This is a genomic window from Ornithinimicrobium murale, assembly GCF_003352835.1.
Classification (GTDB): domain Bacteria; phylum Actinomycetota; class Actinomycetes; order Actinomycetales; family Dermatophilaceae; genus Ornithinicoccus; species Ornithinicoccus muralis.
In genome coordinates this window covers 436,077-449,981 of record NZ_QLVD01000023.1, presented here as the reverse complement: position 1 = coordinate 449,981, position 13,905 = coordinate 436,077, and the positions used below count along the sequence as shown (strand labels likewise).

At 70.3% G+C, this 13,905-nt stretch carries 10 protein-coding genes; 8 read left to right on the top strand and 2 right to left on the bottom strand.

What is annotated here, in order from left to right; translation table 11 throughout:
* Positions 1–60: 60 nt before the first annotated feature.
* Positions 61–3,480: a S8 family peptidase gene (locus DPQ65_RS11385; RefSeq protein WP_162802176.1), complete on the bottom strand. Its 3,420-nt coding sequence runs from the start codon at positions 3,478–3,480 to the stop codon at positions 61–63.
* Between the two features lie 88 nt (positions 3,481–3,568).
* Here DPQ65_RS11385 and DPQ65_RS11380 point away from each other — a divergent pair, with 88 nt between their 5' ends.
* Both DPQ65_RS11380 and DPQ65_RS11375 read left to right on the top strand, forming a co-directional pair.
* On the top strand, positions 3,569–4,549 hold the full coding sequence (locus DPQ65_RS11380; protein WP_114907424.1) for a helix-turn-helix transcriptional regulator: 981 nt from the start codon (positions 3,569–3,571) through the stop codon (positions 4,547–4,549).
* Between the two features lie 101 nt (positions 4,550–4,650).
* On the top strand, positions 4,651–5,583 hold the full coding sequence (locus DPQ65_RS11375) for an NAD-dependent epimerase/dehydratase family protein (protein WP_114907423.1): 933 nt from the start codon (positions 4,651–4,653) through the stop codon (positions 5,581–5,583).
* 13 nt (positions 5,584–5,596) lie between these two features.
* On the opposite strand, the gene DPQ65_RS11370 is transcribed toward DPQ65_RS11375, so the two are convergent.
* A complete protein-coding gene (locus DPQ65_RS11370) occupies positions 5,597–7,021 on the bottom strand; it encodes a sodium:proton antiporter (protein WP_114907422.1) in 1,425 nt (474 codons plus the stop codon).
* A 137-nt stretch (positions 7,022–7,158) separates the two neighbouring features.
* On the opposite strand from DPQ65_RS11370, the gene DPQ65_RS11365 reads away from it, so the two are divergent.
* The 6 genes from DPQ65_RS11365 to DPQ65_RS11340 all read left to right on the top strand — a co-directional run bounded on the left by DPQ65_RS11365 (position 7,159) and on the right by DPQ65_RS11340 (position 13,869).
* Positions 7,159–7,881 (top strand): YwaF family protein, encoded by a 723-nt coding sequence (locus DPQ65_RS11365; protein ID WP_114907421.1) that lies wholly within the window; start codon positions 7,159–7,161, stop codon positions 7,879–7,881.
* Positions 7,882–7,943: 62 nt separating this feature from the next.
* Positions 7,944–9,932 carry a sensor histidine kinase gene (locus DPQ65_RS11360; protein ID WP_114907420.1) on the top strand — a complete coding sequence of 663 codons (1,989 nt, stop codon included), beginning with the start codon at positions 7,944–7,946 and terminating at the stop codon, positions 9,930–9,932.
* Positions 9,929–10,585, top strand: a complete 657-nt coding sequence (locus DPQ65_RS11355; RefSeq protein WP_114907419.1) for a response regulator — start codon at positions 9,929–9,931, stop codon at positions 10,583–10,585. The genes DPQ65_RS11360 and DPQ65_RS11355 overlap by 4 nt, the downstream gene beginning before the upstream one ends.
* Positions 10,586–10,653: 68 nt before the next feature.
* Complete coding sequence (locus DPQ65_RS11350) at positions 10,654–11,766, top strand: carboxylate-amine ligase (RefSeq protein WP_114907418.1); 1,113 nt, start codon at positions 10,654–10,656, stop codon at positions 11,764–11,766.
* Between the two features lie 128 nt (positions 11,767–11,894).
* A complete protein-coding gene (locus DPQ65_RS11345) occupies positions 11,895–12,401 on the top strand; it encodes a SigE family RNA polymerase sigma factor (protein WP_114907417.1) in 507 nt (168 codons plus the stop codon).
* A complete protein-coding gene (locus DPQ65_RS11340) occupies positions 12,394–13,869 on the top strand; it encodes a hypothetical protein (protein WP_114907416.1) in 1,476 nt (491 codons plus the stop codon). Before DPQ65_RS11345 ends, DPQ65_RS11340 begins: the two co-directional genes overlap by 8 nt.
* The last annotated feature ends 36 nt before the right edge of the window (positions 13,870–13,905 follow it).

Below are 13,905 nucleotides of genomic sequence, written 5' to 3'. Positions count from 1 at the left end.
GGTTTCACCCCACCGAGCGCACCGGCGCCCGCGGGTTCCCCCACGGGCGCCGCGCAGGGCTCACTCGACGGTCAACAACCGGGTGGTCGTCTGCTCGATCTGGTTGCCCGTGGCGTCCACTGCGTTGACCCGGAAGGACAGGTGGTCGGCGCCGCGCAGCACAGGCGGCCTGACCATCGCGCGGAAGCCGGTGTCGCTGGTGCGGCGTGCCCGCAGGTCGTGCCAGGTCGCTCCGTCGTCGGAGGAGACGGCCACCTCGATCTGGGTGATCCGCTCCGCCGCGGCCGTCCCGGTCACGGGAGTGACCCGCAGGTCCATCCATAGCGGCCGGGTCCCCACCGTGCCCTCCGGTGCGAGCTCGAAGCCGTAGTCGATGTCCAGCAGGGTCGGAGTGACCGCGTGACCCTCGCCAGGCTCCGGCGGCCTGGACTGGAACACCCAGGCGCTCTGCACGTGGCTGAGTGCGGACACCTCTCCGGGCACCAGGTCAAGATCCTGCACCAGGCGGAAGGTGCCAGGCTGGTCCTGGTCGCGGAAGTAGGCGTAGGTGCCCTCGAGGACGTCCAGGGTGGTGCCGTCGACGTCCTGGAGCTCCAGCCGAGAGTGCTGCACGGTGTTCAGGCCGGCCGAGCCGTGGTGCAGGCCGTCGCTGAATCCGGCGGAGACGTAGATGGAGTCCGCGCTGTGCCACGCCGCCCGCAGCACCGGGTGCAACGTCGCTGCGAACGGGCGCTCCACAGCGCTCCCACCCTCGGCATGCACATCGTCCGAGCACAGCTGCCGCCCGTCGTTGGACAGGGCACGGAAGCACTCGACCCAGAGATGGTCCTCGGGCATCGCGACCAGGACCTCCCGCTCGCTCGGCGTCGGGACGTCCTTCGCGAAGCCGAACCGGGCGCCGATCTGCCCCATGCCGGTGCTGGCAGTGACCGCATACGAATCGTCCGACCCGACCGGGTGGAAGGTCTGGTGGACGCGCATCCGGTGGGTGAGGTCCTCCTGCGTGAGCCGGGGGGTGAGTCCGGCGTCGAGGACTGGCCGGCTGGCGAGGACGTCGTAGGCATCGGCTCCGTGCCCGGTGGCCGGGCCGGTGGGCTCGAGCCACCAGCGGCTGATGGCCTCGAAGGTGCCGTGCTCGACCGGCGCCGTGGGGGTGTAGCGGACGCGGCCGTCCAGGACGGCCTGTGGGTCGTGGTAGACGATCTCGGCGTAGCCGCGGCCGTCGCCCCGGCGACTGTAGATGAAGGGCACCCCGAGCTCAGGCTCAGTGGCGTGGTCGGTCACCGTGGCCGCCCCGAGGGGCTGGCCCTCCCGGGCGTCCAGCACGTATGCCGTGTCCTCCTCGACCGTGAGGGCTGCGGTCCCGGTGACGGTGACGGTCCCCTGGTCGCCTTCGGCGTCCGGGGTGTACACGCGGGCCAGGACCATCCACTCACCGGCTGGTATGCGATGGCTGACCTGCCCGTTCTCGTCCGGGTGGAGGCGGACGAAGCCGCCGGTCCGGCCGTTGAAGATCGGGATCGTGGGATCCACCCCGATCTGACCCGCGCCGGCCGAGGGGTCCCACGGCTCGCCGTTGGCGTCCAGGACCTGCAGGTCGAGCTGGTAGCTCTCCTGCTCCAGGTAGGCACCGACAGGGATCCGCAGCCCCGGGCCGCCGTCGACCGGGTCCAGCGACAGGATGCCCTGCCATGGTGCCGCCCACAGCACATCCCGGTCGAGGGTCACGGTGACCTCGGCGGACTCGCCGGCGTCCAGGACCACGGACGCGGGGGACACCGTGATGGCTCCCTCGGGGGCGGGCTGCTTCAACTCGCCCTCGAGAAAGGCGTTCGCCTCAAGGGTGACCTGGTCCTGCCCGGTGTTGGTGATCGTGGTGGTGTCCTGCACGGTGCCCTCGTGCGGCCACTGCAGCACCCCGAGGTCGAGGGAGGGACGCCTGGTGGTCAGCTCGTGGGAGGTTGCCGCTGCGAGATCCAGGCGACCGGCGCCGTAGCTCCACGCGTTGTACCAGGTGGTGCCATCACTGGTGCTCATCAACTGGGCCTTGACCTGTTGCGCGCTCCAGTCCGGGTGCTGCTGACGGAGCAGGGCCGCGGCACCCGCGACCACGGGGGAGGCCATCGAGGTGCCGGACATGGGGGTGTAGAGGTCTGCATCGCGCGCGCCGGCTCGGGCGGCCAGCAGTTCCACCCCGGGGGCGACCAGGTCCGGCTTGAGCAGATAGGTGCCCCACGTCGGGCCGCGGCTGGAGAAGCTCGCCAGACCGTCCGCGCCGGTGACGGCACCCACCGTGAGGGCTGACGGGGAGGTGCCGGGTGTGCCGATCGAGTAGGACCCGCCCGTGGGGCCGCCGGCGTTGCCAGCGGCGGCGACGAACAGCGTGTCGGACTCGGCGGCCAGGCTCTCCAGGGCCTGGTCGACGGGGTTCTGACCGTCGGCCGTGCCGGACAGGGACAGGTTGACCACGTCTGCTCCCTGGTCAACGGCCCACTCCATGCCGGCGATCACCCAGGACTCCTGGCCCTCGCCGGCGTCGCCGAGCACCTTGCCAGAGATGAGGTCCGCACCGGGGGCAACGCCCTGCCGTTGTCCGTCGTTGCCAGCACCGCTCCCCGCGGCCAGCGAGGCGACATGCGTGCCGTGGCCGTGTCGGTCCGTCGCATCGGGCGCGTCGGTGAAGTTCTCCTCCGCGACGACCTGGCCCGTCAGGTCGGGATGCTCGGCATCGACGCCACTGTCCAGCACAGCGATGGTGATGCCCTCGCCGTCCAGGTCCAGATCCCAGGCTGCCGGGGCGGCCACCTGGCCGAGGTAGTGGTCGAGGGCGGCGGACTCCACCGTCCCGTCCAGCCACACGCGCGAGACCCCGACGTCGGTCAGCGTCCGTGGTTGGTCCTGCTCCGCGGGTCCGGCGACACCGGACAGGCTGTTGAGGAAGTGCCCTGCCTCGTCCTTGTCGAGGTCACCGGCCAGGGCATCGATGCTGTCCAGACGCAGGTCCACGTCCAGCCCGGAGACGCGAGCCGACGAGGTCGTCAGGGCCGCCGGGCTCTCGTGCTGCACCAGCAGCGGCAGCACGTCGGTGGACTCGTCGTCGTAACCGAGCTCGACCAAGCGCGTGATGTTGAACAGGTCAGGGTCCAGCACTGTGGGGACCAGTGCCGTGACGGTGTGGGGGATGACGTGCAGGCCGTCCTCGTCCTCGTGCAGGGCGTAGCTCCGGGAGGGTGCACCGTGCGCGTCGGTGACGCTGACCTGCGGCTCCGCGCCCGGGGCGGTGGGGGCATGCACCGTCACCCGGTCACCGGTCACCAGGGTGACCGTTGCCTCGGCCGCGACGGTGGCCGGCGGGGTCACAGCAGCGGGCTGACCGGCCGACGGAACGGCCGAGCCCCCGGCGGGTGCGAGGGCGAGTGTCAGGCCGAGGGCGGCGCCGAGGAGCGGGCGGAGGTGGGGGAAACGTCGTTGTCCGGGCATGCTGCTGACCGTAGATTGGTGAGAGCCGCAGATAAAGGGACATCGGTGACGGCATGTCGACATGTCCGGTTCATGCCAGGAGGGCCCCGTGCTGGAAGCCGTGGGTGTCGCACCCGAGGAGGAAGGGACCTACCGTGCCCTGCTCCACCACCCGGGCAGCACGGTCCCCGAGCTGGCCGCGCGGCTGGAGCAGGACGCAGAGGTGATCCAGGCGCGGGTGGGGCGCCTGGAGGAGCTGGGGCTGGTCAGCAGCGGCGCGGAGCAGCCGCGTCGTCTGACACCCATCCGGCCGGACGTCGCGGTGGACGTGCTCGTGACCCGGCGGCGCGTCGAGCTGGACCGCGCCCAGGCCGCGGCACGCGAGCTGGTCGCCGAGCTGCACACGCCGGAGCAGCTGCGGCCGGACAGCGTCATCGAGGTGCTGGCCGGACGCAGCGCGATCGCCGCCCGGTTCGCCCAGCTGCTGAACACGGCCCGGGAGGAGCTGCTCGTCCTGGACCGGCCGCCCTACGTCGCGGACTACGGCGAGTCCGACGAGGCCGTGCACACCAAGCTGGCGGCCGGCGTGACAGTTCACGGGATCTACTCCGGGGAGTCCCTCGAGCACGGGCCGGGCACGGACGAGGCCTACCGCGCGGCGCGTGCGGGTGAGCGGTCCCGGCTCCACGCGGATGTGCCAATGAAACTCGTCGTGGCCGATCGCCAGATAGCACTGCTGCCGCTGTCTCTCCAGACGCCTGGTGACAGTGCTCTGGTCGTGCACAGCAGTGCACTCCTGGACGCGTTGCAGCGGATGTTCTGGTTGCTCTGGGAGCAGGCGGTGCCCATCGTGCCCGAGCTCGACGAGGAGGAGGCCGACGCCGACCCGCGACTGCTCACCATGTTGTCGGCCGGGATGAAGGACGAGTCGATCGCCCGCCATCTGGGGGTGAGCAGCCGGACGGTCGGCCGCAGGGTGGCCGAACTGATGGAGCGGCTCGGCGTGCGCACGCGCTTTCAGGCCGGGGTCTACGCCCAGCGTCGTGAGCTCCTGGCCGACCCAGCACCCGAACTCGGTCGACGCGAGTAGCAACCGAACCACATCGAGAGCAGCGCTCTTGCTTGTGGCCCAGCCATGCGGCATACTCAAAGAGAGAGCGATGCTCTCACTCAGTCGAGAGAAGGTGCCGCATGGGAACACACGTGATCTTCGGAGCAGGTCCGGTCGGGAATGCCCTGGCACGGGAGCTGCTCGAGCACGGCGAGACGGTGCGGGTGATCACCCGCAGCGGGTCCGGCCTGGCCGGAACCGATCCGGTTGCGGCAGATGCCTCGGACGCCAGCCGGGTGCTCGCCGTGACGGAGGGCGCCGAGGCGATCTACAACTGCATCAACCCGCCATACCACCGCTGGGCCAGCGACTGGCCTCCGATGGCGGCCGCTCTGTTGCGCGCGGCCGAGCAGCACGGTGCCGTGCTCGCGACGACGAGCAACCTCTATGGCTACGGCGCGGTGAGCGCGCCGATGACCGAGGCCACACCGCTGGCCGCGACCGGCACGAAGGGCCGGGTCCGCGCCGCGATGTGGACGCAGGCCCTGGCGGCACACGATGCCGGGCGGGTCCGGGCCTTCGAGGTGCGGGGCAGTGACTACGTCGGCGGCAGCTCCCTGCTCGGAATGATCGCACCGGCCCTGGCGAGGAGGCGGACCGCCTGGGTCCCTGCGCCGCTGGATATCGCGCACAGCTGGACCGACGTCCGGGACGTCGCCAGGCTGTTGGCCACGGGTGCGCGGGACGAGCGGGCCTGGGGGCGGGCCTGGCACGTGCCGAGCGCCGAACCGCTCACCCTGCGTGAGCTCAGTGCGGTGGCGGCCGACCAGTTGGCGGTGCCGCTCACGGTGCGCGAGGTGCCGTGGTCGGTGATCCGGGCGGCTGGGGTGGTCGTGCCGCTTTTGCGTGAACTGCGCGAGACCCGGCACCAGTTCGAGCGACCGTTCCTCCTCGACTCCTCGGCAGCCCAGACGACCTTTGGGCTGACGCCGCGGTCGATCGCCGACTCGGTTGCCTACGACCTCGCGGAGCAGGGACTGACTGACGGCGCGGCGGTCTCCTCCGCACGCTGACGTGCGGTGACGGCTAGCTGCTGCGCTCGGTCTCCTTGTCGGCCACGGCCACCGGATGCTCGTGCGCACGAGCAGCCAGGACCGCCCGGACGAGGATGGCGGCCGTGATCACGAGCCCGACCACCGTGGTCCACAGGCCGTTGGCGACGAAGATCAGCACCATCGCGGCCAAGGTGGGCACCAGGTAGATGAACGCCTGCGCCACATAGCCGCCGAACGTGGGCATGGTCACCCCCGCACCGTCGGCCACGGCCTTGACCATGAAGTTGGGACCGTTGCCGATATAGGTCAGCGCACCGCAGAAGACCGCACCGAGGCTGATGGCGATCAGGTAGGGCTCGTAGATGCCCGTGTCCGCCACGGACGGGTCCCCGCCCAGCTCGGCGGCCATCTCGAAGAAGGTCACATAGGTCGGGGCGTTGTCCAGGACCGAGGACAGGCCTCCGGTGAAGATGAAGAAGGTGACCTCGCTGAGCGGCAGCTTCGGTGCGAGCTGGGAGAGGTACTTCAGGGCGGGGATCATCGTCAGGAAGATGCCGATGAAGATCGCGGCGACCTCGAGGATGGGGCCCCACTTGAACTTGTTGTCCTGGAAACGGGCGACCTTGTCGCCGGTGAAGTAGGAGACGGCCGCGATGCCGAGCATCACGATCTCGCGGACCGGGACCCAGTCCAGGAAGCCCGCGTGACCCTCCTCGATGGCGTGGATGTCGATCGAGGGGGCGAGGGCGACGGCGCCGACGATGACCGCCAGGTAGGCGAAGTTGACGGTGCCCTTGACCCCGAGCTTGGTCTGCTGGGTCCGGTCCATCCGGAGCGCCTCAGGGCTCTCCTTGGCGTGGTACTTGGAGTCCAGGGCGAAGTACGTCGCCAGCAGCAGGATGTTGACGAACAGCCACATCGGCCACAGCCCGAAGGTCCACGTGAACGGCACCCCGCGGAGCATGCCCAGGAACAGCGGTGGGTCACCCAGCGGTGTCAGCAGCCCACCACAGTTGGCCACGACGAAGATCGTGAAGACCACCGTGTGGACGCGGTACTTCCGCTCGTGGTTGGTGTTGAGCAGTGGGCGGATGAGCAGCATGGCCGCGCCGGTCGTGCCGATAAACGAGGCGATGGTGCCGCCGAAGGCCAGGAACAGGGTGTTGTTGCGCGGTGTCGCCTCGATATCCCCCTTGAGGAAGATGCCGCCGGAGACGATGAACAGCGCGAGCAGCAGCGAGATGAACTGGCCGTACTCGATCAGGGCGTGCACCACGGCCGAGGTGTCGCCGCCGATGATGAACCACAGGGCCACCGGCACGCCGAGCACGAGCGCGACCAACAACTGGACCCGCTGCTTCTCCCACGCCTCGGCCGTCGCCGGGATGAGTGGGGCGAGGGCGATCGTCCCGAGCATGGCCACGAACGGCAGGATGCTCCACCACTGGACTTCCATGTCCCCTCCGATTCCGGTTGACATCTTAATGACCGCCGCACTCACGGCGCACCGCCCTACCTGCTGGGCCGACCACCGCACATTAGTCTGTGCCGAGCGGGCCCGCCGGGCCGACCGGACTGCCAGGACGAGGACGGATGGGATCGACCCGAGGAGGATTCTTCGACGCGGATCCGGGGTGGATCAGCATCGGCGGCACCGACCACCTGGTCTACGTCACCCTCTTGCTGGGCGTGGCCGTCCTGCTGGTCGGTGGTCGCGGGTGGGTGCGCAGGCACGCTGCCGCGGTGCGCCGGGTGGTCGCGGTCATCGTCATCATCCAGCAGACCACCCTCTATGCCACCTATGCCGTCCAGGGGGCTGGGGTCGATGAGGCACTGCCGCTGCACTCCTGCCGGATCGCGATCCTGCTCGGACTCGTGTGGTTGCTGACTCGGTGGCGCCCGGCGCTGGACGTGGCCTTCTTCCTCGGTCTCTACGCCTACGCGAGCTTCAGCTATCCCCAGCAGATCCAGCCGGTTGACAACGTCCTGGGCTGGAGCTTCTGGATCAACCACGCGGTCACCCTGCTCCTGCCGATCTTCGCCTGGCTCACCGAGGGATGGCGGCCGACCGTCCCGGCCCTGTGGAGGGCGTTCGGGTGGTTCCTGGTCTACTACGCGGTCGCTCTGCTGGCCAATGCGCTCACCGGCGGCAACTACTTCTATCTGCGCGACCGCCCCATCGCGGCGGCGTGGCCGGACTGGGCCTATCTCCCCGGTGCGGCTCTGCTGACGCTCGCCCTGTTCTGGATCGGGTATGCCGTGGCGCACCTGATCGACGCCCGCACCGGGGCGTGGCGCGCCGCAGAACCGTCGTAGGGAGGATCAGGCACCGACCCAGGACCCTGGGCAGCGCGCCGCTGCTCACTTACGCTCACACCATGCAGTGCCTGTCGCGTCGTGCGTCGTGGTGGATGACCGCCGCGAGTTTCGCGTGGGTGTGGGGGCTGTTGTCGGTCGCCTGGCCACCGCGGTACCTGCTGTGCGTCGGCCTGGCTGCCTACCTGGGCGCTGCCACGTGGGTCACGACCCAGACGCCCTGGCCCGGGTTGGTGCTCACGGCGGGCGGCCTGGCGGCCCTCGGTCTGCTCGGGATCGGGACACAGAACCCGGCCCCGTTGGGTCCGCTGTTCATCGTGCTGGTCACCGTCGGCTACCTGGTGGCCCCGCCCTGGAGCGCCCTTGCGGTCCCGGTCCTGATCCTGAGCACGGCAGGACCGGCTCGGTGGGATCTGGCCAGCATCATCTTCGGCGGCCTGCTGCTGGTGCTGCCCTGGTGGTTCGGGTTCAGAGTGCGGGTGCGGGACGCCCGACGACGTGCCGCGGTCGAGGACGCCCGACGGCTAGCGGGCGTGGACGCCGCGGCCCTCGCCCGCCAGGCGGCAGCCGCCGAGCGCGACGAGGTGGCCGCGTCGGCGCTAGGCGTCATCGGTCACGCGGTGGGACGGATGACGGTGCACGCGACGGCGGCCCGGGAGTCACTCGAGCCAGCCGTGATCGAGGCGATCCATCGCACGGGGGAGGAGGCGACCCAACGGCTCCGGGCGCTCCTGGTGCTGCTGCGGGACGAGCCCGCCGGGCCAGCAGGCACCGGGGAGCCGGAGACCCTGGACGAGGGGGCCCTGGACGTGGAGCAGCTGCTCCCGGCACCGGCTCCGGAGGACTCTGGCGGGTGGCGACAGGCCCTGACGCTGGGCGGTCCGGCCGCGCTCATGCTGCTGGACGTGGTGACCATGCCGTTCATGCTCGCTGCCCTGCGTGAGGTCGACGACCTGGCACTTCCCGCGCCCGAGTTCGTGCTCTTCATCGTGCTGCCCCTGATGGTGGCCGTCGTGATCCGCGACCGCTGGCCCGAGGTGGCTCTGCTCGGGGCCGCTCTCGTCCTGGTCCTCGGGTCCGTCGCTGGCCTCGCGCAGGTGGGGCGTGACGGCCTGTGGCTGATCATCGCTGCCGTGGCGCTCTCCTGGGCAGCGGGACAGGCCGGCACCAGACGGGTCCTCGGGGCCTGGGTCATCTTCACAATGACCCTCGGCTACCTGGTCTTTATCGACACGCCCTACTACCTGCCGATCTACCTGGCGATGGAGGCGCTCCCGTTCGGTGCCGCGGCCGTCTGGGCGGGACATCACGCGGTGGAGACGGCCTCGTTGGATCTGGTGCACCTGCGGCAGGCCGAGATCGCCGAGGCCGAACGGCACGCGGTCTCCCGGGCCCGGCTGCATCTGGCGCGTGACCTCCACGATGCGGCGAGTCACGCTGTCGGCACGATGATGATGCAGGCCAACGCAGCTCGGGTGCTTCGAGAACGCGACCCCGGGGCAGCCCGCACGGCGCTCGACGCCATCGTCGACATCGGGCAGGAGGCAGCTGCCGAGTTGCAGGCGATGTGCACCTCGCCCGCACCGGGAGTGGCGACAGCGCAGGGGCCGGGTGAGCGCTCCGACCCGGGCGCGATCACCGAGGCGATCGCCCCGCTGGTGACTGCGGCCCGGCGCACCGGTGCTCGGGTCAGCACGACGGTGGACATCACGGCGCCAATGGCGTCCAAGGACGTCGTGTTGCTGCTGCGCATCGTGCGGGAGGGGCTGGCCAACGCCGTCCGTCATGCCCCCGGGAGTCAGGTGCGGGTGCAGGTTCGGGTGGATGCCGACCATGTCCTGGCCCGAGTGAACAACGGCCCCGCCCGCCCACATCCGGGGCAGGATGGTGGCGTGCCCTCGGTGATGGGACTCGGCCTCGGACTGCGCGGGCTGCGCGAGCTGCTCGGGGAGCGGCAGGGTGAGCTGTCCGTCGCGGCGACGGACGGGGGCTTCGAGCTGCGCGCGAGCTTCCCACCGCACCATGCGGAGCGTCCGGTGGCGAGCTCATGATTCGCATCGTCCTGGCAGACGACCAGGCCCTGTTGCGGGCCGGGCTGCGGTCGGTCCTCTCGGCGGAGGAGGACCTCACCGTGGTTGGTGAGGCCTCCGACGGAGCCCAGGCGGCCAGGACCGCGCAGGCACTGGATGCCGACATCGTGCTGATGGACGTTCAGATGCCGGGCGTCGACGGCATCGAGGGGGTCCGCCGCCTGGTGGCCGCGGACGTGCGGGCCAAGGTCCTGATGCTGACCATGTTTGACCTGGACGACTACGTCTACGGGGCACTGCAGGCCGGCGCCTCCGGGTTCCTGCTCAAGTCTGCTCAGCCGGAAGAGATCGTGCGGGCCGTGCGTGAGGTCCATGAGGGATCACTGTTGTTCTCCCCGACCGTCACCCGTCGGCTCGTCGAGGCCTACGTGCGCACGCGACCGCCGGGCGAGGGGGTGCCCCAGGCACTCTCCGCGCTGACCGCGCGGGAGCTCGACGTCGTCTCCGGGATCGCGCGCGGCCTGTCCAACGCCGAGATCGGTGCCGAGCTGTTTCTCGGCGAGACGACCGTCAAGGCTCACGTCAGCCACATCCTGGGCAAGCTCGGCCTGCGTGACCGGGTGCAGGTCGTCGTGCTCGCCTACGAGTCGGGGTTTGTGGGACGTCAGACCTGAGTGTCGCTGAGCGTGCCCTGAGTGTCACTGAGCGCGCGCGGCGCAGTCCGGTGGCCCAGACTCGGGGCATGAGAACCGTTGGTGTTGAGGAAGAGATGCTCCTCGTCGATATCCGGGACGGACGCGCACAGTCCGTGCAGGGGCAGGTCGTGCTCCGGCCCGCCCTGGGCGAGATGACCCTCGCGGCCCAGGGCGACGAAGGGGCGCTGGAGGGAGAGTTCCAACAGGAGCAGCTCGAGACCCACACCGCGCCGGTGCACCTCATGGCGGATCTGGAGGACCAGGTGCGGCACTGGCGCCGCGAGGCCGACGCGGCGGCACGGCAGGCGCACTGTCGGGTGGCGGCACTGGCGAGCCCACCACTGCCCACCGGGCCGACGCCAGCGGCGGGCGAGCGCTATCAGCGGATCCGGGAGCGCTACCAGCTGGTCGCCCGGGAACAGCTCAGCTGCGGGCTACACATCCACGTCTCCATCGAGTCTGACGAGGAGGCGGTGGGTGTCCTGGATCGCATCCGGTCCTGGCTCCCGGTGCTCCTTGCCCTGAGCGCCAACTCTCCTTTCACAGACGGCGAGGACAGTGGCTTTCAGAGCTGGCGCAGCCAGGTCATGCGGGCCTGGCCCTCGAGCGGGCCGACACCGCTGACCGGGTCTGCGAGGGCCTATCACCAGCTCGTCAGGGACATGACCGCCTCGACCGTGCTGCTCGATGAGGGCATGGTCTACTTCGACGCCCGCCTGTCGCAGCGCTACCCGACGGTGGAGATCCGCAGCCCCGATGTCTGCCTCCGCGTCGACGACACTGTGGTGCTGGCGGCACTGGCCCGGGGTCTGGTGGAGACCGCGGCAGCGGAGTGGGCCGCAGGACACCCAGCACCTGAGGTGTCGACGATCATGGTCGGCCTGGCGTCCTTCCAGGCCAGCCGGCACGGAATGACCGGTGACCTCCTGGACCCGCTCACCTTCCGGCCGCGGTCTGCCTGGGAGGTGGTGGACGCGCTGCTCGAGTGGATCCGTCCTGCCCTGCAGGCCAACGGTGACTGGCCGCGGGTAGAGGCCGGGCTGGAGCGTATCCGTGCCGAGGGGAGTGGCGCCGACGTGCAGCGGACGACCTTCGACCGCACCGGACAGCTGGTGGATGTCGTGGCCCAGGCTGTCCGGCTCACCGCGGGCCAGGAGTAGGCAACTACAGCGGCAGAGCGGGCGCGGAGGAGCCGTCCCGGACGCGCCGACTCAACCTTTGGCGATGACCCGCCGTTGTAGAAGTTGAGTCTGTCGCAACCGGCGGACCCGGCGAGGTCGAGGAGATCATGAAGAAGGCGCACGAGGAGGAGTTCGTGGACTTCGTCCACGCAGTCTCCCCGCGACTGCTGACCTCGGCCTGGATGCTCTGCGGCGACTCCCACGTCGCCGAGGAGCTGGTGCAGGAGACCCTGGCTCGGGTCTACGTCAACTGGCGCCGGACCCGGGCAGACAACCCCACGGCATACGCCCGCCGCGTGCTGGTCAATCTCAACATCGACCGGTGGCGCAAGGGGCGTCGTGAGGTGCTGACCAGTGAGGTGCCGGAGCATCGCGCCGGTCGCCACCCGGGCCCTGGCGGCCGGGTCGACCTGGGCCTCGATCTCATCCGTGCGCTGGACACGTTGGCGCGTCGCGAGCGCGAGTGTGTGGTCCTGCGGCACTACCTGGACGTGTCCGAGAAGGATGCCGCGGCCACGCTCGGTGTCTCGGTCGGCACCGTCAAGAGCTCCACCTCACGCGGGCTGGCGGCGCTGCGCGCCGCTCTCACCGAAGGAGAACCCACTCATGTCTGAACGTGACGACTTCACGGACCACGGGGGCACCAGTGCCCTGGGCCTGCTTGAGCGGGCCGGTGAACTGTCTCCACCGATGGGGGTGGCGCCCGAGGCCATCCTGGCGGCAGGGCGCCGGAAGGTGCGGCGCCGTCGCGCCTCCGCGGTCGGAGCGGGCACCGCGACGCTCGCCCTGGCCGGAGCCCTGTGGGTCGGGGGACCACTCGACCCGTTCACCGACCCCGAGACCGTGGCCCCGGCCGCGATCAGTTGGCACGACGGGGTGGATGTCGACCTGTTCGACAATCAGCCGCACCCCGGTGAGGGTGGCCGCACCCACTGGACCGGCGAGCTGCGCAGCAGCGAGGGCGATGCGCTGCCGGAGCTGGTCCTCACCCGGGACGGCACGGAGCTCGAGCCGATCCCGGCGCAGGACGGGCCTGGCGAGGTCATGATCTTCCGTGCCGAGGGTGTCTCCGTCGCGGCCTGGGAGCGACCCACCGGCAGCATCGGCGAGGTGCCGGTGTGGTCGCCGGGCTCCGAGGCCGGCCAGGGCAGCTCGATCGAGGTGGGTGGCGGCGAGCTCAAGTATGCGGTGGCTGAGTTCGTCCCCGGCGCGACCGGCGAGCTCCAGGAGCTCTACTGGTTCAGCAAGGATGCCGGTCACGCGGCCAGCGGAGCAAACGTGAGCAGTGCCGCCTTCCCGATAGGCGACTCGACCGTGGTCGTCATGGTCGACGAGGCCCGTGGACTCTGGGGCACTGCCGACGACCGGCTGGCCCCACAGGACAACTCAGGGGCTGTGGTCCCGCTGAGGGCTGACAGCGGAATGACAGGTTGGGTGACTGCTGAATCGGCGACCACTGCGACAGGCTCCGGCCCGGTGCTGCCGAATGCCTCTCTCGGGCTGCTCCCACCCGGAGCGGACCTGAAGGCGCCAGCCGAGGGGGTGATGCAGCTGCAGGCGGAAGTGGGTCAGCACACCGCGGTTCTCGCTTCTGATCCGACGAGCACCTACGCCCCGTCGATTCACTTCTCGCTCGATGGGAAGGAGCACAACCTGCGCGGCTATGCGGCCAGAGCCGACGTCATCTCGGCCGGCGGCAAGAGCGTGCAGGTGGACGCCAGGCCGGACGGGCTGCAGCTCTTCCTCGGACCGGGCGAGACCGCGGTCATCCCGGACGAGGAGCTCGAGGGCGGCCGGGCTGTGGTCGGCGCGATCGGCGGCGGCCAGATCGTGGTGGTGCCCGGCTGGGAGCCGGGGGCAGAGGCGGCTGACCTCCGCGTCCAGAGTGCCGGTGCGTGGCTGCCGGTGGACGCGGCGCTCGCCACCACACAGTTGAACGGCACGCCGCTGATGGTGCTCGGACTCAACCCCAGCACGCTGGCCGATGGGGCAACGATCGAGGGCGTCGGGGTCGTCGATGGCGACGAGGTCACCCCGCACGAGCCGAAGGGCGGGCTGAGCACGCTCAACCTCGACCTGTGACCCAAAGCAGAACGCCCCGGTGCTGACCTGGTAACA